This window comes from Salinicola corii, assembly GCF_008298015.1.
Lineage (GTDB): Bacteria > Pseudomonadota > Gammaproteobacteria > Pseudomonadales > Halomonadaceae > Salinicola > Salinicola corii.
In genome coordinates this window covers 64,247-90,152 of record NZ_VTPX01000012.1, presented here as the reverse complement: position 1 = coordinate 90,152, position 25,906 = coordinate 64,247, and the positions used below count along the sequence as shown (strand labels likewise).

At 63.6% G+C, this 25,906-nt stretch carries 18 protein-coding genes; 7 read left to right on the top strand and 11 right to left on the bottom strand.

Features of this window, described 5'->3' with window-relative positions; translation table 11 throughout:
* The first annotated feature begins 69 nt into the window (after window positions 1-69).
* The 4 genes from htpX (at window position 70) to F0A16_RS17705 (ending at window position 4,197) form a co-directional block, all read left to right on the top strand.
* Window positions 70-972, top strand: coding sequence for a protease HtpX (htpX, locus tag F0A16_RS17720; protein ID WP_149436722.1), 903 nt, complete (start codon window positions 70-72; stop codon window positions 970-972).
* Between the two features lie 283 nt (window positions 973-1,255).
* Window positions 1,256-2,518, top strand: coding sequence for a cytosine permease (gene codB / locus F0A16_RS17715; protein ID WP_149436720.1), 1,263 nt, complete (start codon window positions 1,256-1,258; stop codon window positions 2,516-2,518).
* A 471-nt stretch (window positions 2,519-2,989) separates the two neighbouring features.
* A complete protein-coding gene (locus F0A16_RS17710; RefSeq protein WP_149436718.1) occupies window positions 2,990-3,460 on the top strand; it encodes a MarR family winged helix-turn-helix transcriptional regulator in 471 nt (156 codons plus the stop codon).
* Window positions 3,424-4,197: a siderophore-interacting protein gene (locus F0A16_RS17705; protein WP_149436716.1), complete on the top strand. Its 774-nt coding sequence runs from the start codon at window positions 3,424-3,426 to the stop codon at window positions 4,195-4,197. The genes F0A16_RS17710 and F0A16_RS17705 overlap by 37 nt, the downstream gene beginning before the upstream one ends.
* Window positions 4,198-4,230: 33 nt before the next feature.
* Here F0A16_RS17705 and pdxB read toward each other — a convergent pair whose 3' ends face one another.
* On the bottom strand, window positions 4,231-5,382 hold the full coding sequence (gene pdxB / locus F0A16_RS17700) for a 4-phosphoerythronate dehydrogenase PdxB (protein ID WP_149436714.1): 1,152 nt from the start codon (window positions 5,380-5,382) through the stop codon (window positions 4,231-4,233).
* Between the two features lie 173 nt (window positions 5,383-5,555).
* Between pdxB and F0A16_RS17695 the strand changes: the two genes are divergently transcribed.
* Window positions 5,556-5,831 (top strand): WGR domain-containing protein, encoded by a 276-nt coding sequence (locus F0A16_RS17695; RefSeq protein ID WP_149436712.1) that lies wholly within the window; start codon window positions 5,556-5,558, stop codon window positions 5,829-5,831.
* A gap of 15 nt (window positions 5,832-5,846) precedes the next feature.
* On the opposite strand, the gene rlmKL is transcribed toward F0A16_RS17695, so the two are convergent.
* On the bottom strand, window positions 5,847-8,039 hold the full coding sequence (gene rlmKL, locus F0A16_RS17690; protein ID WP_149436710.1) for a bifunctional 23S rRNA (guanine(2069)-N(7))-methyltransferase RlmK/23S rRNA (guanine(2445)-N(2))-methyltransferase RlmL: 2,193 nt from the start codon (window positions 8,037-8,039) through the stop codon (window positions 5,847-5,849).
* A gap of 253 nt (window positions 8,040-8,292) precedes the next feature.
* Here rlmKL and rmf point away from each other — a divergent pair, with 253 nt between their 5' ends.
* The gene (gene rmf, locus F0A16_RS17685; protein ID WP_110600781.1) at window positions 8,293-8,502 is read left to right on the top strand and encodes a ribosome modulation factor; all 210 of its coding nucleotides are present in this window, start codon (window positions 8,293-8,295) and stop codon (window positions 8,500-8,502) included.
* 112 nt (window positions 8,503-8,614) lie between these two features.
* On the opposite strand, the gene F0A16_RS17680 is transcribed toward rmf, so the two are convergent.
* The 7 genes from F0A16_RS17680 to F0A16_RS17650 all read right to left on the bottom strand — a co-directional run bounded on the left by F0A16_RS17680 (window position 8,615) and on the right by F0A16_RS17650 (window position 19,700).
* The gene (locus tag F0A16_RS17680; RefSeq protein WP_149436708.1) at window positions 8,615-9,646 is read right to left on the bottom strand and encodes a quinone-dependent dihydroorotate dehydrogenase; all 1,032 of its coding nucleotides are present in this window, start codon (window positions 9,644-9,646) and stop codon (window positions 8,615-8,617) included.
* Between the two features lie 174 nt (window positions 9,647-9,820).
* Window positions 9,821-10,933 carry a hypothetical protein gene (locus tag F0A16_RS17675; RefSeq protein ID WP_149436706.1) on the bottom strand — a complete coding sequence of 371 codons (1,113 nt, stop codon included), beginning with the start codon at window positions 10,931-10,933 and terminating at the stop codon, window positions 9,821-9,823.
* 203 nt (window positions 10,934-11,136) lie between these two features.
* Window positions 11,137-15,954, bottom strand: coding sequence for an NAD-glutamate dehydrogenase (locus F0A16_RS17670; protein WP_149436704.1), 4,818 nt, complete (start codon window positions 15,952-15,954; stop codon window positions 11,137-11,139).
* A 206-nt stretch (window positions 15,955-16,160) separates the two neighbouring features.
* A complete protein-coding gene (gene trmA, locus F0A16_RS17665; RefSeq protein WP_149436702.1) occupies window positions 16,161-17,306 on the bottom strand; it encodes a tRNA (uridine(54)-C5)-methyltransferase TrmA in 1,146 nt (381 codons plus the stop codon).
* A gap of 34 nt (window positions 17,307-17,340) precedes the next feature.
* Window positions 17,341-18,159: a glutamate racemase gene (murI, locus tag F0A16_RS17660; protein ID WP_149436700.1), complete on the bottom strand. Its 819-nt coding sequence runs from the start codon at window positions 18,157-18,159 to the stop codon at window positions 17,341-17,343.
* Window positions 18,152-19,051 (bottom strand): LysR family transcriptional regulator, encoded by a 900-nt coding sequence (locus F0A16_RS17655; protein WP_149436698.1) that lies wholly within the window; start codon window positions 19,049-19,051, stop codon window positions 18,152-18,154. The genes murI and F0A16_RS17655 overlap by 8 nt, the downstream gene beginning before the upstream one ends.
* A 106-nt stretch (window positions 19,052-19,157) precedes the next feature.
* Entirely contained in the window at window positions 19,158-19,700 is a 543-nt protein-coding gene (locus F0A16_RS17650; protein ID WP_149436770.1) for a hemerythrin domain-containing protein, read from the bottom strand.
* A 374-nt stretch (window positions 19,701-20,074) separates the two neighbouring features.
* Between F0A16_RS17650 and F0A16_RS17645 the strand changes: the two genes are divergently transcribed.
* Entirely contained in the window at window positions 20,075-21,427 is a 1,353-nt protein-coding gene (locus F0A16_RS17645; protein ID WP_149436696.1) for a replication-associated recombination protein A, read from the top strand.
* 79 nt (window positions 21,428-21,506) lie between these two features.
* On the opposite strand, the gene lolA is transcribed toward F0A16_RS17645, so the two are convergent.
* On the bottom strand, window positions 21,507-22,163 hold the full coding sequence (gene lolA / locus F0A16_RS17640) for an outer membrane lipoprotein periplasmic chaperone LolA (protein ID WP_149436694.1): 657 nt from the start codon (window positions 22,161-22,163) through the stop codon (window positions 21,507-21,509).
* A gap of 110 nt (window positions 22,164-22,273) precedes the next feature.
* On the bottom strand, window positions 22,274-25,774 hold the full coding sequence (locus F0A16_RS17635) for a DNA translocase FtsK (RefSeq protein WP_239023877.1): 3,501 nt from the start codon (window positions 25,772-25,774) through the stop codon (window positions 22,274-22,276).
* Between the last annotated feature and the right edge of the window lie 132 nt (window positions 25,775-25,906).

Sequence of the window (25,906 nt, the reverse complement as noted above, 5' to 3'; positions counted from 1 at the left end):
ACACGCTAATCAAAAGCCGGCGCACGAAGTGACGACGACCACGCTTTCCACGACTGAGGGTAAAGACCGATGATGCGAATCATCCTGTTCCTGGCAACCAACCTGGCGGTGATCCTCGTCGCCAGCATCACGTTGCGATTACTGGGCGTCGAGCCTTATCTCAACGCCAACGGGTTGAACATGAACAGCCTGCTGATCTTCTGCTTCGTGTTCGGCATGGCGGGCTCACTGATATCGCTGTTCATCTCCAAATGGATGGCGAAGATGAGCACCAAGGCCAAGGTGATCGACCAGCCTGCCAATTCCACCGAACAGTGGCTACTCGATACCGTTCGCGAGCTGGCGCAGCAGGCCAATATCCAGATGCCGGAGGTTGCGATCTTCCCGGCCCAGCAATCCAACGCCTTCGCCACCGGCTGGAACAAGAACGATGCGCTGGTGGCGGTCTCCCAGGGGCTGCTCGAGCGCATGCGACCCGAGGAAATTCGTGCCGTCCTGGCTCACGAGATCGGCCACGTGGCCAATGGCGACATGGTCACCCTGGCGCTGATCCAGGGGGTGCTCAACACCTTCGTGATGTTCTTCGCGCGGGTGGTGGCCCAGGTCGTCGACAGTTTCCTGCGCGGCCGCGACAATGGCGGCGGCCTGGGCTTCATTGGCTATTTCGCGGTCGTCATCGTCGCCGAGATCGTGTTCGGCCTGGTGGCGTCGATCATCGTCGCCTGGTTCTCGCGCTTCCGCGAGTACCGCGCCGACGCCGCTGGCGCCAAGTACGCCGGCAGCGGCGCCATGATCAACGCCCTGGCCAGACTGAAGTCCGAGACCAGCCAGCCGGACCAGATGCCCGACTCGCTGACGGCCTTTGCCATCACCACCGGGCAGACCCGCAAGATCATGGAGAAACTGTTCGCCAGCCACCCGCCGCTGGACGACCGCATCCGGGCGCTGAAAGAGTCCGCCTACCGGGAGTGACGTCCATTCGGGACGATGCCCGAGACGCTACCGGATTCCTCCCAACGCCCCGCCCTGTGCGGGGCGTTGGCTTATCCCGACGCCTACCCGGCCAGCGTTCCCTCGCGTTGCTCCCTTTCGGCCAGTCGACGACTCGATCCGGCGCGCTCTGCGCCAAAGACGTGCAGATAGGACACCCGGGCCGGGCCGTCGACCGGTGGAGGACGCGGATGGATAACCCTTTTCAGTGCCGCGGCATGCAGCTTGCTTGGTCAGTCCCGACTGCCCTAGCGAGGATCGAACCATGGCCCTGCCCCAAGCCGACAATGACTACCCCCTGAGCGAAGTGCCTGACGACGCGCGCAAACCCTTCGCGTCGCTGGCCTTGCTGTTGCTGGGTTTCACCTTCTTCACCGCAACCATGTTCGCCGGCGGCCAGCTCGGTGCGGCATTCCCGTTGGGAGAGCTGCTGGCGTTGATCGGGGTGGGAAATCTGCTGCTGGGTATTTATGCCGCGGCGATCGCCTGCATCGCCGCGCGCTCTGGTCTCAGCACGGCGTTGATGTCGCGATTCGCGCTCGGCGAACACGGCAGTGCACTAGCCGACCTGCTGCTCGGTGTTACCCAGGTCGGTTGGTACGCCTGGGGCGTGGCCACCATTGCCAACGTACTGGTCTCGACGCTGGGGCTCACTCCCGACTGGGCAGCCCCCTTGATGGTGCTGTTCGGCTTCGGCTTCTGTCTTACGGCTTTCGTCGGCTATCGCGGGCTGGCTTTGCTCTCCAACGTGGCAGTGCCGGCGATGGCGCTACTGATCGCTATCAGCATGATCATCGCGTGGCACGATGGCGGCGGCTGGGTCGGTCTGAGCGCCATTGCCCCCAGCGCTAGCCTGGGCTGGGCCGCCGGCATCACCATCATCTTCGGCACCTTCGTATCCGGCGCGACGCAGGCCAGCAACTGGAACCGTTTCGCACGCACGCCGCGTCAGGCGATCACGGCGACCCTGCTGGCATTCTTCATCGGTAATGGCCTGATGGTCTTGATCGGCGCCGTGGGAGCTTTCGTCTACCAGCAACCGGATGTGGTCGAGGTATTGATCCTGCAAGGCCTGACCGTCATCGGGTTGGCCATGCTGTTCCTCAACCTGTGGACCACTCAGGACAACACCATCTACAACTTCGCCGCTGCCGGCTGCAACTTGCTGCGCACGCGGCAGCGTGGCTGGGTGACGCTGGGCGGCGCGGCGACCGGCACGCTGCTGGCACTGGCCGGGATGGATGCTCTGCTAGTGCCCTTTCTGATCGCGTTGGGTACCTGCATCCCACCGCTGGGAGGCGTGATCATTGCCGACTACGTCTTCCTGCGTCGCGGCCACTATCCCAGACTCGACGATGCCATGTTGCCGGCGTTTCATCTTCCCGGGCTCAGCGCCTATGCGTTGGCAACCCTGGGCGCCTGGTTCTCGCCATGGGTGCCCCCGCTGGTCGGCATCGCACTGGCGCTAGCGCTCTACCCGCTGTGTTGTCGCTGTCTGGGCCAGCGATCCATGAAGCCGGCGCTATAACCCTCTCCAGCGAGGCTCGAGCCGATTCAGCGGCACCGACATCGGCTGCATCCATTCCTCCGCCCCACGTGTTTCCCCAAGTGCAGGACAAGGAGTCCTGACCTATTCACGCTTGGAGAGACGCCAATGAAAACTCGACAACGAGCCAGCGTTACCCTGACCGCCACCCTGCTGAGTCCTTTCAGCCTCGCAGGGAACGCCAACGACGATAGAGGTGGTTGAATACCAGGCGGAGTACCTGTCCTGGAAACCCAACGGATTCAGCAACGCCAGTGACCAGCAGCGCCAGCGGGTAGTCGCAGGCCGACGCGGGCTCGCCGCCATGACGATCCCGTGTTGCGTAGTATCGTGGAGATACGCATGCTCGCGATGGGGAGCGGCTAGTTTTTCCTCCAACGCCAATGAGAATGGTTGACATTTACCAGCACCAAGCATCTAATTGGTTGACACTATCAACCGATTAGGCGCGACATGTCCGAGACGACGTTCGGTGAATCCCTGCACCAGCTCATGCACGCCTACAAACGGGCGCTACGCCAGGCCTATGCCGACGCCGAGCTGGACCTCACCGTTTCGCACATTCGCACGCTCAAGGCGATCCGCGGCCAGATGCCCTGCACCGCCCGGGCCATCGCGCAGCGCACCCAGCGCGACAAGGGCCAGATCACCCGGCTGCTTCGCGACCTGCTCGATGCGAACATCATCGTCAAAGCGCCACATCCAGAGGACGGGCGCAGCCAGATGCTGTCGTTGACCGGGCATGGCCGAAGCCTGCTGGAGAGCGTCGATACGTGCGAGCGCGAAGCCCACGAGCAGCTATCGAACGGGATGACGCAGGCGGACCTCGACGCCTTCCTGCGCCTGTCACGGTTGATGATCTCCAACCTGAAGTCACGGGAGTCCCGATGCCCAAACCCGCCCCCAGACCTTACACCGTCTTGAACCGCCAACTCGTCACGCCCCACATGCTGCGCTTGACGTTCGGTGGAGAAGGCATGGCCGAATTTCCCGACGATCAGGAGAGCGCCTATATCAAACTGATCGTCCCCGCCCAGGACGAGGCGGCAACCTCGAAAGGCGCGCCGGGGACGATGCGCACCTATACCGTCCGCCATCAGCGCCCCGACCAGATCGACGTGGACGTCGTGCTGCACGAGGATGGCGGCCCCGCCGCGACATGGGCGGCAGCGGCGCAACCGGGGGACACGATCCTGATCGGTGGCCCGGGACCGGTCAAGCGCCTACCGGCAGCAGCCGACTGGTATCTGCTGGTCGGTGACATGACCTCGCTGCCGGCGATCGGCGCCAACCTGGAACGCCTGCCCCCGGACGCCAGCGGATACGCCATCATCGAAGTGACCAGCGAAGCGGATATCCAATGGTTCGACCTGCCCGACGGCATGCGGATCAACTGGCTGATCAACCCGCACCCGGGCAGCGACAGCGATCGTCTCGTCGACGCCCTGCGCGAGTTCGACTGGCTTCCGGGCGCCCCGGGGATCTGGGTCGCCTGCGAGTTTGCCGCCATGCGCAAGCTACGCCGTCATCTGATCGACGACCGCGGCGTGGACAAGCGGGCGATGTATATTTCGAGCTACTGGAAGCTGGGCACCAGCGAGGATGGCCACCGAATCGTCAAGCGCGAGGATGCCGACAGCGAAGAGGCCGGAAGCGCCTGACGGCATCCCGCCAGGCTCCCCTGCCGGCCGCGGCTATTTGCCGAGCTTGACGCTGAAACCGAACCCTTCCATGGCGTCGCGAAGGCCGCCCTTGTTCTTCTTCAACTCGACCCGCAGCGTCTGGAATTCGCGGCGTGAAGGATACTCGCGGCGATAGGCATCGAACCCCGCCGCCATGCCAAGTCGACGCCGGTAACGATCGAACGCCAGCATGTCCCGGCGCACGTCGTAGCAGGCCCGGGCGCAGAGCGACAGCGCCTCCAGCGGCGGCGTCCAGCTGTGCAGGACGATCTTGCGCAACCACGGGTCGGGCTTGAGCTGGCCGAGCTTCTTGCGCGCCGGCAGGCCAAAGTGGCGCATGGCGGCCTGGTAGATCATCTCCGTCCCCAGCATCTTGCCGTCGACGCTGTAGCCGGCGATATGGGGCGTTCCGATGTCGACCAGCTCGAACAGCGCCTCGTCGATGCCCGGCTCGTGCTCCCAGACGTCCAGGACCGTGCGCAGATCGCCTTGACGCTGGAGGCGCTCGCGCAGGGCGTCACCGTCGAGACAGTCACCTCGCCCGGCGTTGATCAGCACCGTGCCCGGCTCGAGGGCGTCGATGCGGCGACGATCCATGAGGTGATGCGTGGCATGTTCACCAGCGGCCACCAGGGGGGTGTGCAGGCAGACGATATCAGCCCGCTCGATCAACGCGTCCAGGTCGAGAAAATCCTCGCGGCCCTCGGCCTCGGCTCGCGGCGGATCGCAGATCAGGCAGTCGACGTCCAGATTGTCCAGGCGCGCCGCCAGACGACCGCCGACATTACCGGCACCGACGATGCCAACGGTCTTGCCCGAGAGCGAGAAACCATCCTCCTCGGACAGCAGCAGCAGACTGGAAAGCACGTAATCGACCACCGAATCGGCGTTGCTGCCAGGAGCGCTGGCAAAGCCGATGCCCCGTTCGGCCAGCAGCGCCGTGTCGATATGATCGGTGCCGATGGTGCAGGTGCCGACGAATTTCAGCTTGTCGGCCCCTTTCAGCAGGGCTTCGTCAATCTGGGTGATCGAGCGGACCACCAGAATGTCGTGTCCGCGGAGACTGGCCGCGGTCATCTCGCGGCCGGGCTGGCGCGTGATCTCTCCCAATTCGCCGAAGAATTCTTCCGCCAGCGGAATGTTCTCGTCCACCAGGATACGCATGACTACCCTCTTGTTTCGTTCGAACCCGGCGTCGATTTCTACGGGGCTTGCTTTACAATGGCATCTGACGCCGGGTGCATCGCGGGGCTCTGGAGCCGCGACGCTCGGCGCAGCCATATTAGGCCGGCCATTCGCGATGAACAAGCGATGAGCACCAAGCAGCAGGAGTCCGCGTGATCGTCCGTTGGGAAAGTGAACATGACTACGTCCTGGTCCATCTGCATCAGGACATGTTTGGCGACTGGATCTACAGTCGCGCCTGGGGCCAGATCGGCACTCAGTACGGCGGCCTCAAGCATGCCGTCGCCGACAGCTACGATCAGGCCATGATGTGGGTCGACGACCTGTCGCACATACAGACGGCGCGCGGCTACCGCAAGGTGCTGGAAGCCGAGGACGATACCCCGGAGGGGCGGCAGGCCGTGGCCCAGCTGTCGCTGCTTGACTGAGCGCGGCCCGAGGTGTCAGCCAGCGTGGCGGATACGGAAACAGTGATGCAGGTTGGCCCGCCGGGTGAAGTCCGGGTCATAGGTCCGAGCGGTGATTTCCTCGACCCGATAGCGCGACGCCAGTGACGCATCCAGGCTGAACCGCTGCTGATTGTTGGAGAAGATCAGCTCTCCCGTCGGTGCCAGGCGCGCCATGGCCAGTTCGATCAGGCGGACGTGGTCGCGCTGGATGTCCAGCGTGCCCTCCATGCGCTTGGAGTTCGAGAAAGTCGGCGGATCCATGAAGATCAGATCGAACTCCCCTCCCGCCGTCTCCAGCCAGCGCAGGCAATCGTCGCGCACGACCCGATGCCGGCCGGGATCGAGCTTGTTCAAGCTGAAATTGTCCTTCGCCCACTCCAGATAGGTGTTCGAAAGATCCACGCTGACGCTGTCATCCGCACCGCCCAGCGCGGCCTGCACCGTCGCCGTGCCGGTATAGCAGAACAGGTTCAGGAAGCGCTTGCCACCGGCTTTCTCGGCCAGTAGACGCCGCACCGGCCGATGATCCAGGAACAGGCCGGTATCGAGATAGTCCTTGAGGTTCACCCACAGCTTGGCGCCGCCCTCCGTGACCACGAAACGGTCGCCGCTGTCGCCCTGCTTGCGATACTGCGCCTTGCCGCTCTGGCGCTCGCGCTGCTTGTAGTGAATCTGTTCGGGCCGCACGTCCAGGGCGACCGGAATCGCGCTCAACGCGTCCATCAGGCGGCGCTGCGCCCTGCCCGGATCGACCGATTTCGGTGCCGCGTACTCCTGGACATGGACCTGATGCCCGTAGACATCGATGGCCAGGGCGTACTCCGGCATGTCGGCATCGTAGAGTCGATAGCAAGCCTCTCCGGACTTCTTGAGCCACTTGCTCAGCCGCTTGCGATTCTTCTGCAGGCGATTGGCGAACATCTGGGCGCCCTCGCTCAGCACGCTCTCCCGCGGTGCCGGACGCGACGGCTCACTATCCTCTCCCGCCGCCTCGTGACCGGCGATATCGATCAGCAGCAGCTTGCAGTCGAGCGGACCGTTCTTGAACGCATACTGCTTGTGAGCCCGCAGCCCGAGTCGGTGGCCCAGGTCCGGGTTGCCGGTGAACAGGGCCAGCTGCCATCCCGGGAAATGCCGACGCATCCGTTCGCCGAGATCGCTGTAGAGTGCGACCAGCTCGGGCAACTCGCCCAGCCGCTCGCCATAGGGCGGGTTGGTCACCACCAGCCCGGTCCCGCCGCTCTCCCCCTCCTGGAGCTCGGCCGGGCATTCGAGCGCCTTCACCGAGCCGCCGGCCAGCGTGATTAGGGCGGGGATGCCGGCACGCATGGCATTGCTCCTCGCCGCACCAATGGCTTGCGGGCTCTGGTCCAGGCCGAACAGGCGCGATCTGGCGCGGCGCCGGCCGACGTTGGCACGCGCCTGCGCCTCGCGCCGCAGGAGATGCCAGGCCTCGGCATCGAAGTCGGCCAGCGTCTCGAAGGCGAAGCGTTCCCGGTTCAGTTGTGGCGCCATGTCGGCCGCCATCATCGCCGCTTCGATCAGCAGCGTGCCGGCGCCGCACATCGGGTCGACGAGCGGCTCGCCACGCCTGGCCCGGGCCAGCCAATCGGCACGCGTCAGCAGCGCCGCGGCGAGATTCTCCTTGAGCGGTGCATGCCCCGAATCACGACGATAGCCGCGCTGGTGCAGGCTCGCCCCCACCAGGTCGATACCGGCCAGCAACTGACCCTTGTGCAGGTGAGCGAACAGCCTGACGTCCGCGTCGCGGGGCGCGATTTCCGGTCGTTCCCGACCTGCCGCGCGCAGCGCGTCGACCACGCCATCCTTGACCACCTGGGCGCCGAAGCGCGTATGCCGGATGGCTGGAGAGTGACCATGAAAGTCCACTGCCAGCGTCTGGCCGGGTTTGAGCAGCTCCGCCCAGCGCATGTTCTTGACCGCCTCGACGATCGACGCGGGCGCTTCGCAGTTGGCTTCGCGTCCCAGCGTCAGGATCACCCGGTTCGCCAATCGCGACCACAGGCAGATGCGATACGCCGTCGACCGATCGGCCAGCGCATGGAGGCCGGAGGCGGTAGTTTTTTGTATCTCGCCGCCCAGTTCGACGATCTCTTCGGCCAGCAGGGATTCGATTCCCCACGGGCAGGTGATGTGGAGGCTTAACAGCGAGTTATCGTCTTTCATGGCGGCGTCATCCGACCGTTATGGAGCGGTCATATTCCTGTGAAGTCGGTGAAGGGAAGGCTTTATGACAAAACGCCTATCGACATCGTTTCTCATTTCGGCTAAAGCTAACAGTCGTAGCTACGAAACAACGCATGCGGTTTGCCTGTCCGGACGTTTTCGCGGGCAGTCTGTCGGATTTGGCTCGATGCCGCCCGGCTGACTGTCGTTTTCCTCAGGAGATGCACTTGTTCTGACAAGAGGCTACTACACGATGAAACGACAGAAACGTGATCGCAACCAGCGGGCATTTCTTCACGGCTACAAGGCGGGGGTGGTCGGTCGCTCACGCGACGAGTGTCCGAGCCAGGATGTGAATCTGCGCGAAAACTGGATGAGCGGTTGGCGTGAGGGTCGCGGAGACCAATGGGCCGGTATGACGGGCGTTTCGGGTATCCACAAGAACCCTACGGTCATGACATAGCCGTTATGATGAATGATAATGCCATTTCGGTACTCCCAAGGCTCGCCGCTGGCGGGCCTTTTTACTGAGTCGTCAGCCGCGAGCCGGCGCTCGGCCTTTACCAACCATCGCATCACCGATGAGTCGAGCCATCGGCCTGCGTGGCTCGTACACACTCACCGATCAGCTCGGGGCCGCGATAGATGAACCCCGTGTAGATCTGCACCAGATCGGCACCCGCCTGACACTTCTCGCTAGCACGAACACCGCTGTCGATCCCTCCCGTACCAATGATCGGCATCGTCGGCAACAGCCGTCTCAACTCCCGGACCACCGCAGTCGAGCTGGCAAACAACGGCGCTCCCGACAGACCTCCGGCTTCGTGCGCATGAGGCATCCCCGCCACGTGCTCGCGCGACACCGTGGTATTGGTCGCGATGACGCCATCGATATCGTTCGCCTGTAGCGTACTGGCCACCAGTGCTATCTCGTCCAGCGTCATGTCCGGCGCGATCTTGACTGCCAACGGTACGCGGCGCCCGTGCTCGGCGTCGAGCCTGGTCACCTCGTCCTTCAAAGCGCTCAGCAGGCTGTCGAGATGGTCACCGAATTGCAGGTTGCGCAACCCCGGCGTGTTAGGCGAGGAGATATTCACCGTGATGTAGTGCGCCGTCCCATGCGCCTTGCGCAGGCACGTCACGTAATCGTCCACCGCCCGCTCGACCGGCGTCGTCAGGTTCTTGCCGATGTTGACACCGATGACGCCGTTGTAGCGACTCCGGCGGACATTCGCGACCAGGTGATCGACCCCGGCATTATTGAACCCCATTCGATTGATGATCGCCTGCGGCCCAGCCAGCCGAAACAAACGTGGTCTGGGATTACCCTGCTGCGGCTTGGGCGTTACGGTGCCGACTTCGACGAAACCGAAACCCAGTGCACCGAGGGCATCCAGATGATCGGCGTTCTTGTCCAGCCCGGCAGCCAACCCTACCCGATTGGGGAAAGTCAGGCCCATCAGGTCGACGGCGCTGGAAGCGACATAGGTGTCGCCCAGCAGGCCGGATAAACGCGCGCGATGGGCAGTGTCCAATGCGGTCAGCGTCAGGCGGTGTGCGGTTTCCGGCTCCAGCCGAAACAACAGCGAACGAACGAGGGCGTACATGGATAGTCTCGTCGGTAACGAAGGGAGTCTCTAGCGGCGGGCGAGTATATCCCACCTTGGCGCCTCGGGACGAACTCCTTGCACAGAAACTCTCCAGCCGGGAGCGAGGCCTCCTTGTGCAGGAACGACAAACCCGGCACCGAGGCGCCGGGTAGTGCCGCGAAAACGTGTTGGTTACTGTGAATCGAGCTGCTGGACCCGCAAGGTGTAGTTGTTGGCGCCGTTCATCGCCGAGCCGAACCGCTGCCCCTTGACCCAGACCCGATAGCGGCCCGGCTGCAGCACCGTCTCGATGTCGAAATTGCCATCGATCAGCGAGCCTTCATCGCTGGCGACCGTGCGGCCGTCCTCGTCAAGCACCTTGGCCTGCAGGCGATAACTGCCTTCGTTGCCAGGGAAAGTGGAGCTCTCGACCGACACCGTTCCTGCCTGCGCCACGTCGAAACTCATCACCTCGCCCTCCTGACGAATCAGGATATCGGCGACGATCTCGTCGAACGCATCCGGCATTGCCGGCTGATCGTCACGGCCACGGCTGGCGTCCCGAGACGCGGCACCTGCCATCGCGCCAGCAGCGGTCCCCTCGGGTGCCGCCCCCGGTGTCGCAGCGGCTCCGGTGTTGGACGTACCGGTGGAGGCACGCTGCTCGCCTCCACTCGTCGGACTGGCGACATCGCTCGCCGATTGCCGGCCCGGAGCACTCAGCGTCGCGACCTGATCGCCTTCGTCGACGAAGGCCGTCGTTCTGCCGCTCGGCCCGGCACCGCCGAACATGATGCCGCCGCCATTGTCCACGCCACCCTGTTCACTGGTCACCACGTTGCCGCTGGCATCCAGTCGCGCGACGTCGATGTTGTAGCTGTTGCCACCGGTCTTGGTGGTGCCGAACTTCTGCCCCGAGACCTGTAGCGAGTAATCACCGGGCTCGAGCGACTCGGTCATCTCGAGCCCCCCGGTATTACCCATCCCGGTACCGCTGGCCAGTACGTTGCCGTCGCTGTCGATCAACTTGGCGGAAATCTTGTAGTCATCGGACTCCCCGGGCAGTGTCGAACTCGAGAACCGATAGCGGCCCGCCTGGTCGACGGTAAACGGGTGCCGATGGAGCCCACCGAAAAAGAAGCTGCGGCTGCGCGCATCCGAACTGGATTTGAAGAAGTTGGTCAAATCGACCTTGCCGGCCGCTTCCTGAGCTTCTTTCATGGCTTCGCTCTGAGCGAGAACCTGACCGCTGGCGCCCGCCAGACTCAATGCCACGAATAAAGTGGAAAATACGCGATACTTCATGGGGCCTCTCTCTGCACTCTGCGACCGAATCGGAGCCGAAGCATAACAGAGACGCTCCCCGAGGCACCTTAAGGGCCTGCGGAGAGCGCCTCCGTGCTGAATCACCTATGCACTGACGGTGCACTGCCTCACCGGTCACCGGACCGGCGGGGTTCACCCATCCATGACGGGCGACATCACTGCCGCCCGACCTGCAGGCTACCTTAGCCCTCGCTATCGCTCTCGGCAAGGTCGACCAGTTCTCGGATGGCCACGGCGACCAGCGGAAAGCTGATCTGCGAGCCTGAATCGATCTCCGCCAGCAAGGCGTTCCAGCGATCGAACAGCGGCGAGTGCAACTCCTGCCAGTGCTCGACCCGGGGTTCGATCTCACGCGGGGCGTCCGACATGCCCAGCACCTTGACCGTCAGCGCCAGTTGCTGGCGATCGAGGTCGTCTCGGAACGTTTCGCGTGCCTGTGCCTGCCAGCTGTCGCGCACTTCCAGGCTGTTGATCTGCTGCATCATCCGCGGCAGCTCCAGCCGCTGGCCGATCGTGTAGTAGGTCTCCGCAACCCGCTGGATTTTCTCACCACTGGTCCGCGCCGCCTGGATGATGCCCAGCCCGGCATAGAGGCTGGAGGCGGCAGCGACGATCGAAGCCAGGGCTTCCGGCACCTTCACCTTGACCAAAGCATCACGGCGCCTGCCCCAGGCTTCACGCTCGTCGCCACTGAGGCGGTTGCCGATGTCTTCCTGCAACTGTGCCAACTGGGGGGCGTACTGCTCGACGCACTCCTTGACGCCGAGCGAGCCCCGGTGACGCAGGAACCAGCGTGTTGCCCGGCGCAACAGCCGCATCAGATCGCGCATCATGGCGTATTGCGTCTGGCTGTCGACACGGTAATCCAGTGCCTCGATCTGTTCCCACAGGTGATTGAATCCGAAACTGTCGCGGGCGATGACATAGGCCTGGGCGATCTCGACCCGCGATGCGCCGGTGGAGTCGCGCAACTGCCGCACGAAGGTGATCCCCATGTGATCGACCAGATCGTTGGCGATCTGGGTCGCCACAATCTCGCGCTTGAGACGATGCTGGTAGAGATCGTCCGGGTAGCGCTCGGCCAGCGTCTCGGGAAACGCTTTCGTTACGTGCTGCTGCAACTGCGGGTCAGAGGGCAACTCCGCGGCGATCAGGTCGCTCTTGAGCGTGCTCTTGGCGTAGGAGATCAGCACGCTCAACTCCGGCAATGTCAGTCCGCCATCGTTGTTGCTGCGCTCGATCAGCTGTTCATCGTTGGGCAGGAACTCGAGTTCCCGGTCAAGGCTGCCAGCCGCTTCCAGTTCATTGATGAACCGGCGATAAGGCCCCAGCCCCTCTTTCGATTGCAGTTCGGCGAGTGACAGCGCCTGGGTCTGGCGATAGTTGTCCCGCACGACCAGTTCACCGACCTCTTCGGTCATCTCGACCAGCAACTGGTTGCGCTGTTTCTCGGTCATGTCGCCGCGCTGGACGATACCGTCCAGCAGGATCTTGATATTGACCTCGTGATCCGAACAGTTGACGCCACCGGCGTTATCGATGAAGTCAGTGTTGACGCGAATCCCCTTCTCCGCCGCTTCCATTCGGCCACGCTGGGTCAGTCCCAGGTTGCCGCCTTCACCCACCACGCGGCAGTTAAGCTCGCGACCGTCGATGCGCAGGCCATCGTTGGCCTTGTCGCCGACGTCGGTGTGGCTCTCGCTGGAGGCCTTGACGTAGGTGCCGATGCCGCCGTTCCAGATCAGATCGACCTTGGATTTGAGCATCGCATTGATCAGGTCGTTGGGCGACAACTTGTCCGCCTTGATACCGAAGACCTTCTTCATCGTCGCGGAGATGGGAACCGACTTGGCATCGCGGGAGAAGATACCGCCGCCTTCGGAGATCAGCTTCTCGTCATAGTCCGACCAGCTCGAGCGCGGTTGCGCGAACAGGCGCTTGCGCTCGGCGAAGGATTTGGCAGCGTCGGGATTCGGATCGACGAAGATATGCCGGTGGTTGAAAGCGCCCACCAGTAGAATCTTGTCGGACAGCAACATGCCGTTGCCGAAGACATCGCCGGCCATGTCGCCGATGCCGAGCACGCTGAAAGTTTCCTGCTGGGTATTCAGGCCCATTTCCCGGAAGTGGCGCTTGACCGACTCCCAGGCACCGCGGGCCGTGATCGCCATACCCTTGTGGTCATAGCCCTGGGCGCCGCCGGAAGCGAAGGCGTCCCGCAGCCAGAAGTCGTACTCGATCGAGATCGCGTTGGCGTAGTCGGAAAAGGTCGCCGTGCCCTTGTCCGCCGCCACCACCAGATAAGGGTCGTCCGGATCGTGGCGTACTACCGTGCGCGGCGGCACTACCGTGGTGCCGTCGAGATTGTCGGTGATATCCAGCAAACCGCGAATCAGGATCCGGTAACACTCGACCCCCTCGGCCTGGATCGCGTCGCGATCGGCGTTTTCCGGCATGCGCTTGCAGATGAAGCCACCCTTGGCGCCGACCGGGACGATGACCGAATTCTTGACCTGCTGCGCCTTCATCAGCCCCAGGATCTCGGTGCGGAAATCCTCGTTGCGGTCCGACCAGCGCAGGCCACCGCGGGCCACCTTGCCACCGCGCAGATGGACGCCCTCCATCCTCGGCGAATAGACGAAGACCTCGAACATCGGCCGCGGCTTGGGCATGCCGGGCACCTTGCTCGGCTCCAGCTTGAACGAAATGTACTCCTTGGCGCTGCCATCTTCGCGTGGCTGGAAGAAGTTGGTGCGGACGGTCGCCAGAATCAGGTCGACATAGCGGCGCAGCAACAGGTCGTCGTTGAGACTGGCGACCTGATCGAGCATGGCGTTGAGCTCGTCGATGCAACTCTGGCACTGCGCTTCGCGAGACTCGAGCTCGGGGGAGAAGCGCAGCGTGAACAGCCGCGAGAGCCCTCGGGTGATATCGGCATGGGTTGCCAGGGTATTGGCGATGTAGGCTTGCGAAAGCCCGATGCGCAGTTGCTTCATGTAGCGCGCATAAGCTCGCAGCACGGCGACCTGACGCCAGTCCAGATCGGCACCGACGATCAGCCGATTGTAGGTATCGTTCTCCGCATCACCGACCCAGATCCTGGTGAAGGCGTCGATGAAGTTGTCGCGCATGTCGCCCAGATCGACATCGCCCACACCTCGATACTCGAAAGTGAAATCATGAATCCAGTAGGTCTGCTGGCCGCTGGCGATGCGGTAAGGCCGTTCGCTGATGACGCGCAGCCCCAGGTTCTCGAGCACTGGCAGCATGTCGGAGAGCGGGATCGGCGTATCCTGATGGTAGAGCTTGAGGTTGACGCTACCGGCGGCGCTCTCTGCCAGGTGATAGAGACTGACCCCGATCGGGGCGCCCTCGTCGAGCGCCTCGAGATGGCGGATGTCGTTGGCCGCGGTCCGCGCCGAGAAATCGTCGCGGTAGCTGCTGGGGAAGGCATCGCGGAAAGCCTGGGCCCGACGGTTTCCTGCCTCCTCGCCCAGCGTCTCGATCAAGGCGCCGTGCAGCTCCTCGCGCCAGTTCCGCGCCAGATTGATGACCTTCTTCTCCAGCGCGCGACTGTCGAAATCGACGGGCTCGTCGCCGTTGAAACGGAGCGTGAACTGGATGCGCGCCAGGATCGACTCGGAGAGGTAGGGGTTGAAGTCGGCGAAGGTGGCGTCGAGCTCCTCGCACAGCAGGTTCTGGATACGCAGCCGCAGATCCGTCGAGAAGATATCTCGCGGCACGAATACCAGGCAGGAGTAGAACTGGCCGGCACGGTCTTCACGAATGAACAGGCGCACCCGGCGGCGTTCGCGGATGTTGAGAATGCCGAATGCGGTTCGGCTCAGTTCCTCGGTGGAACTCTGGAACAGATCATCACGGGGATGCACTTCCAGCACCTGCAGCAGCAGCTTGCCGTTGTGCCCTCTCGGATTGACGCCGGCCGCGTCGATGACCGCCTGGACCTTGCGGCGAAGAATCGGCACGGTGCGCGGCGATTCATTGTAGACCAGCGAGGTGAACAGGCCGAAGAAGCGCCACTCACCGATCGCCTTGCCCTTGGCATCGTGGCGCGTGACGGCGATGTAGTCGGGGTAGGTCGGACGATGCACGCGCGCGTGATAGGCGCTCTTGGCGAAGTGAAGCAGCGCCGCCCCTTTGTCATGCTCGAATCGCACGGGCTCCCGATAGCGCGGCTGATCCAGCTTGAGCACGCCGAGTTCGCTGCCATCGACCCGTTCGCTGCGTGCCTTCTTGCCACTGCCGACGAAACGACTCTCGGCGTAGCCAAGGAACGTGAAATGCTCGTCGAGCAGCCATTTGAGGAAAGCCACCGTCTCTTTCTGATCCGCCGCGGTAACGCCGCTCGGCTTCTGGGTGTCCAGCGCGTCGATGACTTCACGGACCTTGTCGCACATCGGATCGAAATCGGCAACGGCAGCCCGTACGTCGAGCAGCACGTCGCACAAGCCCTGCTCGAGATCGGACAGCGTCTCGCTGTCGGTATGGCGATCCACCTCGATCAAGATGATCGACTCGCGGGCCTCCGGCGCCTGTCTGGCCCGCGTTCCGGTAATTCGTGTCGCGTGATGGCGCGAGTCACGCTCGACCGCCAGCACCGCATTGTGGATCGCGTGCAGGGTCAAGCCTCGGCGGTTGAGCTCCATGCGCACCGAATCGACCAGAAACGGCATGTCGCGATGAAGAACGGCGACCACCGTGTGCGGCGATTGCCAGCCATGCGATTCGAAGTTGGGATTGAAGACCCGGACCTTGGCTTCATCGGGATCGAAGGTGCGCATGAAATGCCAGGCCGCCAGCGTCGCGCCGTAGATATCATCGAGTTGCCGATCCGCCGCCTCTTCGAAAGGCGCGGTGGCGTAGAGATCCTCGGCAAACGCCGTGATCCGCTTGACCTTGTCCTCGGGGAGCCGCTTGGACAGTTTTTCCTGCAACTGCTCCAGAAATTCCGTTTTTCCCTCGATCGCGACGTGTTGCATCTATCACCTCGGCTGGCATCGACCGTCAACATGGCGGCCGCATTCAATAGGCTGGAAGCTTACGTCAGCGCCGCATGGCGCCCTACTCAATTGAAGCTTCGTCATGACGCATGTCGGTTATGCATCAACGACGGGATTGCATGATCGCATCGACGGTTGACAAGATACGATGCTGGCTCGGTCTCGGGCCAGCACGGCACCTCGGATCACGCCGACGACGCCGACGATCGGCGTTCGAGCAGCACCCCGCACTCACAGTGGTCCGTCCACGGGAATTGGTCAAACAGCGCCATACGAGCCACGCGATGCGTCCGGCTCAACTGCTCGAGATTGACGGCCAGTGTATCGGGATTGCATGAAATATAGATGATGCGGGAGTAGCGCATCAGTGGCGCACAGCTGTCGGCGTCCAGTCCCGCCCTCGGCGGGTCCACCAGTACGGTGGAGAAGTCGCACTCGGCGAGTTCCATGGCGGCGACTCGTCGCCCTTGCTTCTCTCCGGCCAGCGCCAGGGCAAACTCCTCTGCCGACATCCGCGCCACATGAACGTTGTCGATGCCATTAGCCTCGAGGTTGGCCTGCGCGGAAGCGACCGACGTCCGCGAAATCTCGGTGGCGACCACGCGCCGGAAATTCTGCGCCAGCGCCACCGTGAAATTGCCGTTGCCGCAGTATAGCTCGACCAGATCTCTCCGACTCTCCTTGGCAGTAGCGGCGGTGACGTCCCGGGCCCAGTGCAGCATGGCGCGACAGATCTCGGCGTTGGGCTGGGTGAAGCTGTTCTCGACCTGCTGGTAACGGAGTTCTCGGCCATCTACCTCGAGTCGCTCCCAGACGTGGTCGCGATCCAGCACCAGCCGCTGCTTGCGGGAACGTCCGATCAACGACACCCCGAGCCGCGCCTGGAGTTCGCGGGCTCGCGCCTCCCAGTCCTCGCCCAGCGGCTTGTGGTAGATCATCGTGATCAGCGCTTCCCCGCTCAACGTGGTGAGAAACTCTACCTGGAACAGCTTTCGTCGCATCAGCGACTCGTCACGAATCGCGTCCAGCAGGCGTGGCATCAGTTCGTTGATGCGCTCGCTGGCGACCGGGAAACGGTCGACGCGGACGACGCGCTGGGCGACCCGGCCTCGCTGAAGCGGTGCCTTCGGATCGGCCTCGAACATCGCGTAGAAAAGATCGTCTCCCTCGTGCCAGATACGGAACTCGGCGCGCATTCGGTAGTAGGAAGGCGGCGATGAGAACACCTCCAGCGGCGGCGGTGAGAAGCGAGCGAACTGTCGCTCGATGCGTTGGCGCTTGGCCTCGAGCTGGGCGTCGTAACGCGAGGGATCGATATCGAAAATCACCAAACCAGAAGTCCTCGGGCAGAAAGAGAGCAATGGCTCATGAAACGTGGGAGGCCACAGCGGGCGAAGCGATCTCGAGAGAAAGCGGCGGCGAGTAGCCGAAACGCCTCAGGATCGGCGCCAGACTCTCGACCCAGGGCGCCGTAGCCCAACTGGGCGCCCCGCTCGCCTCGCCTTGCGGCGCGAAGACCGACTGGGCATCGGTCAGCACTTGATTCAGTCGGCGGGCAATCGCCACCCCGGAGTCGATCCAGCGCACGTCGGGCATCAACGGCTCGAGCAGCCCACGCAGCAGCGGGAAATGGGTGCACCCCAGCACTACGACATCAAGGTCCGCCGCCGCCTTCAACGGCGCAACGGCCAGTTGAAGCGCACGGACATCGACCGACTTTCCCGCGAGATGAGATTCAGCCTGGGTGACCAGCGCGTCCGCGGCGACACGCACCACCCGACAATCCGGCGCATGGTCGGTTATCAGCCGATTCAGGTAAGGCCGGTGAACGGTCGCGCCGGTGGCGAGCAGGCCAATCGTACGGCTTCGGGATGCCTCGGCCGCTGGCTTGATCGCCGGAACGGTGCCGATGACCGGTATCGATAGATTCGCCCTCAGCGCTTCCAGCGCCAGCGTGCTGGCGGTATTGCACGCTATCACCAGCACGCGGGGCCGCGCCAACTCGCATGCGTTCACGCAGACGGCGACGATTCTCGCGATCAGCCAGTCGTCACGCTTGGTGCCGTAGGGCAGCGCCGCGTTGTCGCAAAGGTAGCCCAGCGAACAGTCCGGCATCCGCCGTCGGATCTCCTCACTGACGGAAAGTCCGCCGACGCCGGAATCGAAGATGAGGGCGTCAATCATAAGCCCGGTCGTCACCGAAATAGCCGAGCAGTGCCTCGATCAGGGCACGCAGACGCGCCGGCATGTAATCGCGTTCGGCATACAGGAGATGAATATCGAGCGGCGGCATCTCGAAGGATTCGAGCACGCGAACCAGTTGTCCGGCTCGCTCTTCCGGCGCGGCCAGGGACGCCGGTTTCAACGTCAATCCCATACCGAGTACCGCCGCCTCGACCAGCGCCCTGCCGTTGTTGCAAGAGAGTGCCGGTTGCAGCCGGAAGCGATAGATCTCGCCATCGACCCGAAACGGCCAGTAAAGCCCGTGTCGCGACAGGGTATAGTGCAGACAGCGATGGTCCCTGAGTTCTTGAGGATGCCGGGGCGTGCCATGGCGCTGTAGATACGCGGGCGACGCGTAGACGTGCATCGGCATCTGCATCAACGGTCGCGCGATCAGGCTGGAGTCCTCCAGTTCGCCAATTCGCACGACCAGATCGAAATCCTCGGCCAACGGATCGACGCGGCGATCCTCCAGTACCAGATCGAGCGATACGGCCGGGTGGGCCGCCTCGAAGGCCTGCAGCGCCGGCATCAAGGAACGCGCGCCGAAATCCACCGGCGCGGAGAGGCGTAGACGGCCACGAATTTCGCCCCGCTGCTCGCCAATGCCCGCCTCCAGTTCCTGCAGTTCGTCGAGCAGACGAACGGCGGTCGTCAGGTAGCGTTCTCCCTCGGCGGTCAACTGCAGACGCCGTGTGGTGCGTACCAGCAGCCGCACGCCCAGCATCTCCTCGAGCCGGGAAACCTGCTTGCTGACCATGGCGTTGGAAACGCCCAGCCGCCGGGCACCGCCGGCAAAGCTTCCGGCGTCGATGACCGCGCGGAAAACCTGCATCGCTTGCAGTCGATCCATTCTGCCCCCGTCCTGTCGTGCCAGACGGCTATTCTACGCAAGCGGCGGCGATCGCGCAGTGGTGATCGCCGCCGTGACGGGCAACGATGGGGGAGAAACGCCAATCCTACAGCGGTGACGGGGCCTCGCGAAATTCGGTATACAGCTCCGGATACGCCTCCTGCAACCGCGCCAACTCGGTACCCGCCCGAGCAGGCAGTTCGTCGGCGAGGCGCGCGAGATCATCCTCGTCGAAGTGCTCGCGAATCAGCGGGAACAATTCTTCCCGCTCGGCACGCAGATAGGCCCGATGCGCTTCGAGATAGGACTTGAGGTCGTCGGCGAACTTGTCCATCGGCATGACACCGTCCATCAGAATCATGTCGATATCCTGGGACAGACGCATCAGTTGCTCATGCAGATGCTGATAATCCTCGGCGAGACGCGTGCTCAGCTCGTGGATACCGGACGCCTTTGCCACTAGCTGATCGCTACAGATACGCTCGAGGGGGATCGTGAATCCGTTCATGTAGTCGAGAATATAATCCACGACTTCCCGAATCAGACGGAAGTCAGGACGCTCGCCGTCCGCCAGGGTCTTGTGCTTGAGTTGCAACACATGCAGCAGGCGCGCCATGTTGGCATGGTCCTGACGCAGTTGGGTCAGCATGGGCATGGTGAGTCTCCTGTCCGTGAAGCGCGGAGTCGAGTGACGCCCGTCGCCTTGTCAGCCTAGTGTAGCGCCTGTCGACGACCTTGGCGCCGGGACTCGTTGCGACGGTTCGTCACCACTGTTGCCAGGGTGAACGAAGGCGTCGTTGCCCCGCCGTTCGAATCGACGATGTACGCCGTGGATTACCTCTGCCAGATACCGACAAACGAGCCTCGAATGACATCTCTATCGATGATCGATTGGGTCTGCCTTCAGCGACACGCTAGAATTTCCTACCCTAGCGGTTTTTTCGATAAACGCTCTACGCCTAACGTCTGAATCGCTGTAGCGAAATGTACCGTTTCGTTGCCGTCAGCCAGCCTGGAAACCCCATGGACCTATTTGCCGACGACGCCTCCCGAGGCGCCCCCCATCCAGACAGTGCGCCCCTCGCCTATCGCCTGCGTCCGCGCACGCTCGACGACTACATCGGCCAGCAGGCGCTGGTCGGGCCCGGCAAGCCGCTGCGACGCATGGCCGAGACCGCCAGCGTACGCTCGATGATCCTGTGGGGCCCTCCCGGAGTCGGCAAGACCACGCTGGCGGAGATTCTCGCCGAAGCCTCCGGCGCCCGGCTGGAGCAACTGTCGGCGGTGATGGCGGGCGTGAAGGAGATCCGGGCGGCGGTCGAGCGAGCCCGAGAGGGCCAGATGCGCGATCGCCGGACCCTGCTGTTCCTGGACGAAATCCACCGACTCAACAAGAGCCAACAGGATGCCCTGCTACCCCACGTCGAATCCGGTTTGCTGACGCTGATCGGCGCCACTACCGAAAACCCCTCCTTCGAGGTCAACTCGGCGCTGCTCTCGCGTGCGCGGGTCTATGTACTGAAAGCCCTTGACGAGAGCGAGCTGATCACGGTGCTCAAGCGCGCCCTCGGCAACGAGACACTCGGGCTCGGGCAGCGCAATATCCGCGCCAGCGACGAAACACTGTCGATTCTGGCGAGGGCGGCCTCCGGCGATGCGCGTCGTGCCCTCGGCCTGCTCGAGACCGCCTGCGACTTCGTCAAGCGCGACGAGCACGGCGAGATCCTCGACCGCGACGCAGTGATCGAGGTGATCGGACACCAGGCGGCGGCTTTCGACAAGCAGGGAGAGCACTACTACGACGTGCTGTCGGCCATTCACAAGTCGGTTCGCTCATCGCGCCCCGATGCCGCGCTACTGTACGTCGCCCAGTTCATCAGTGGCGGTGGCGATCCGCTGGATGTCGTCAGGCGCCTCGCTGCGATCGCCTCGGAGGACGTCGGCAACGCCGATCCGCGCGCGCTGCCGCTGGTGATAGCGGCGTGGGACGCCTATCTGCGGCTGGGCGACTACGAGGGGCAACGCGCCATCGCCCATGCCGTGATCCACCTGGCGGTCGCACCGAAAAGCAACCGCATCGATCAGGCCTGGAGTCAAGCCAAGGCGTTCGTCGCCCAGCATCCCGACCTGGAGGTACCGGTCTATCTGCGCAACGCGCCCACGAAATTGATGTCATCACTGGGCTACGGCGACGGCTATCGATACGCTCATAGCGAACCCAATGGCTACCCGGCCGGCACCCACCATGACTGCTGGCCGCCTAACCTGCCGAAGACACGCTTCTACGATCCCAGTGACTACGGCCAGGAAAAGCGCTTTCAGCAGATGCAGGCGTGGCGCGAGGAGCTGGATCGTCAGGCGGACGGCGAGTCCTGAAAGATGTCGCTTCGCTGTCCGTAGAACTCGCCCTGGCGTGGGAGACCACGACAGGACGAGTCGATCGACGGGCGCGGCGTTACGGGGTCGCCGGCGACTGCTCGCGAATCACGTCCGCGCCCTCGGGCGCCTGAAACTGGAACTGGGCGGGATCGATATCGACATTGGTCTGCGCGTTGTCGAAATCGATCGCGGTGCGCTGGCCGGTGCTGTCGGTCATCTGCAGCGCGTCGAGTTGCTCGCCGTAGAAGGTCAACTTGAGCTGCTCGAACAGCGTATCGTTGGCCTGCGGCACCAGCGTGAAGGTCTCGCTGGCACCCTGCTGCTGCCGCGTGACGTCGTAGTTGTCGGCGAGTTCGGAAGCGCTCCCGGAGAGCAGCAGCGCCGGCGTATGGGTGACCCGGTCGTCCAGTGGCTGGATCGTGACCTGCTCGAGATCGGGATCGTAGAGCGAGACTTCGTCGCCGTCGGAGACGACCAGTTGCCGGTAGGGTTCATTCACTTCCCAGCGGAAATGACCCGGACGAGACAGCCACATGTGGCCGCTGGTGTCCTGCAGGCTGGAGCCCGAGGCATCCAGAATCCGCTGCTCGAAATCCGCGGAATAGGTCTTCAGCGGTTCGAGCAGGTGGGTCAGGCGATCGGCGGAAGCTTGATCCGCCAGTGCCGACTGCGTCATCAATACCGGCGCCAGCAACAGCGAGCCGGCCAGAGCCAACGTCTTCATCTTGCGCATGGAAATTCCTTATCGGGAATCGGCGACCCGAGGCCGGCGATCATGAATCTGGTGAATGCTAGGACAGCGAAACGGCCACGGGGTTTACTTCCCCGCGGCCGCTGGCGCGATCAATGGCCGACGGGCGGCGGCGCCAACACTTCCCGGGACCCGTTGTTGCCCATGGACGAGACGACGCCCGCCTGCTCCATCGCCTCGACCAGTCGAGCCGCCCGGTTGTAGCCAATCTTGAAACGGCGCTGCACGGCGGAAATCGAAGCCCGGCGACTCTCGGTGACGAACTGGACCGCCTCGTCGTAGAGCGCATCCTGCTCGGCATCGTCGCCATCGCCTCCCCCCTCGGCCTCGAGTCCGGCCAGCGCATCGGCGGAAACGCCGCCGGAGAGGATCTCCTCGATGTACTCGGGCTCGCCACGGCGCTTCCAGTCCTCGACGATGCGGTGAACCTCGTCGTCATCGACGAAGGCGCCATGGACACGTTGCGGCATGCCGGCACCGGCCGGCAGGTAGAGCATGTCGCCATGCCCCAGCAGGTTCTCGGCGCCGCCCTGGTCGAGAATGGTACGGGAGTCGATCTTGGACGAGACCTGGAACGCCATGCGTGTCGGGATGTTGGCCTTGATCAGCCCGGTCACCACGTCGACCGACGGCCGCTGGGTGGCCAGGATCAGGTGAATGCCCGCCGCACGCGCCTTCTGGGCCAGGCGCGCGATCAGTTCCTCGACCTTCTTGCCGACGATCATGAACATGTCGGCGAACTCGTCGATCACCACGACGATGTAAGGCAGCTTCGCCAGCGTCGGCGGCTGCTGGTGCATCTCCCACGGCTGCGGCTCCCATAACGGGTCCTGAACCTGGGCGCCGTGACTCTCGGCTTCGTCGAGCTTGGCGTTGAAGCCGGCGATGTTACGCACGCCCATCGCCGCCATGAGCTTGTAGCGTCGCTCCATCTCGGCGACACACCAGCGCAATGCGTTGGCCGCTTCCTTCATGTCGGTCACGACCGGTGCCAACAGATGCGGAATGCCATCGTAGACCGAAAGCTCCAGCATCTTGGGGTCGACCATGATCATTCGGACCTCGTCCGGGGTCGCCTTGAGCAGCATCGACACCAGCATGGTATTGATTCCCACCGACTTGCCGGAGCCGGTGGTGCCGGCAACCAGCAGATGGGGCATCTTGTTGAGGTTGGCGACCACCGGCTTGCCGCCGATATCGTGCCCGAGCGCCAGCGTCACCGGCGATTCGGCTTGCTGATAGACGTCCGAGTCCAGCACCTGGCGAATACGAATCATCGCCCGATGCGGGTTGGGGATCTCGATCCCGACGGTCGGCTTGCCGGGAATGATCTCGACCACACGCACACTCTTGACCATCAGCGAGCGCGCCAGATCCTTGGCCAGGTTGCTGATCTTGGAAACCTTCACCCCAGCCGCCGGACGGATTTCGAAACGGGTAATGACCGGCCCCGGCCAGGTCTCCACCACCTCCGCCTTGACGCCATATTCGCGAAGCCGCATCTCGAGCAGTTCGGCCATGTCTTCCAACTGCTCCGGCGAGTAGTTCGGCTGCTCGGGATCGGCGGGCGTGGTCAGGCGAATCGACGGCAGATTACCGCTCGGCTCCGGCAGATCGTCCATCACCGGGCGCTGGCTCTGCAGGTGCTCGACGGTCCATAGCGTCGGTTGATCCTCGGCAGCCGCCCTGGCCTGATCCGCGGTGGCCAGCGAGCCTTCACCGCTCGGCACCGCAGTCGGGGAGGTCGGTGGGGCAGAACCGGGGCGAGAAACGGCAGGCGCGGCCGACGGCTGGTGGCGCTGTGGCGAAACCGCGCCGGCCACGTTTTCCTGGTCATCGTCGTCGGCGATTTCGAAACGCGGCTCCTGACGCTGCCGCGAAGCCAACTCGTGGGGTCGCGCCTCACGGTTCGGCGACGATATCGCCGGGTCTGCCGGAATATCGCCACTCTCCGCCTCGATATCGTTCCAGTCGACACCGGTACGCCGACGCTCCAGCCCTTCCGGTTCGCTCGCGGGCAGGCCCTCGGTCGGCGCATCGGGTTCGTCGTCAGGCCGGGGCGCGGTCTGGCCCCGATCCGGGACCGGATCGTTGCGCTCGGCGCGAATCCCCCATTGCTGGACCGGCGCGTCGTCATCATGCGCCGAGACGCCGTTGACCGGCGGTTCGGGGCGACGGCCATCGACGTCGCCACGCGTCGCCTCGTTCGACGGGGCTGCCGTGTCGGCAGCATCAGTTGGCGAGGGCGAAACGTCTCCGGCCGATGCCTGGAAGGCGTCGGGTATTCGCCGACGTGTGACGTCGGCGCGGAAAGGCGCCCTTTCCGGCCGGGCTGCCGACTCGGCCTCCGAGTCGGCTTGCGACGCTGCGGTCGTCACTGCCGACGATGTCGCGGGCATGATCGCCGGTTCGTCGGTTGCGGATATCCGACCAGGCATCACCGGGTCAGAAGACGACGGCCGGCTCGGTTCTCCACGCGTTGTCGCCCGCGGTGACGCATCGGGGTCGGTTCCTGGCAGACGCCCCAGCGTCGGTTCGCGAGATTCATCGCGCTGCTGACGAGCGGTGTAGGATGCCTCAGGACGCTTGGCGGAGGGTGTTCGCGCCGGAACGTCCCAAGGAATATCGGTCCGGCCATCATGGCGCCACATCGAGGTGTCTCGACGCTCCGATCCCTCGGTAGCGCCGACGGTATTTTCCCAAGCAGGTTCCTGGCGCGACTGATACGAACGCTCCAACTCGTCGTCATCCCACCGTTCCAGATCGGGCGCCCTGTGCCATGGCAACCATTTGGCCCACCAGGAGGTCTTGGCAGGCGTCCCCTCCTCATCCGCCACGGCCGTATCGGTCCGATGGTCAGGGCGAACACGGCTCATCGGCTCGGCCGCGTCCTTGTCGAGTCGCCGGCTCTCCCGAGCCTCGCGGCGCTCGCTCGCGCGCGACTTCATCCAGTGAAACAGCCGATTCAACGAACTGCCGAGTTCGTCCATCACCGTCAACCATGACATGCCGGTGAACAGCGTGAACCCCGACATGAATGCCGCAATGGCGATCAGCGTGGTACCCCGCACTCCCACCAGGGAGGTCAGTGAATTGGCAATGCCACGACCGAGAATGCCCCCCGCCTGATTGGGAAGATCGCTGGCGGCACTGTAGAAGTGGAGGTCGCCCAGCGTGGTCGTGCTCAACAGCAGCAGCAGTAGCCCGCCGGTGTGGACGGCCAGCGCCATCGGATCCCAGGCTATCTGGACCTGGGTCTGACGCATCAGTCGCCAGGCGCCCAGCCCGAACATGCCAGGCCACCAGAGTGCGCTGGCACCGAACAGCGAATAGAGCACATCGGACAGCCAGGCCCCGATCTTCCCCATCCAGTTCGAGACCGACTGGTCCGGCCCACTGTGCGACCACCCAGGATCCGTCGGTGTATAGCTGAACAGAGCCAGCAGGAGAAATACGCAGATGGCGAGCAGCAGGATAACGGCGCCCTCGCGAGTCACACCCTGCAGGCGCATGATCACGTGGCGCGCCTGTTCCCTGGCGTGCGCTTGCGTTGACGAACGACGGCTCTTCTTAGCCGAACTCTTGGCACTCAAATGATCAACCCCCTCGCGCCCGGTCTGGCGTGGCGTAGCGCAATCAACTGCCACGCCGCTGGCGGTATTCCATTCCGCTCGCGGCATTGGCGATCAATGACCGAACCCATGGCGGGCCCGGTGCTTTCAACC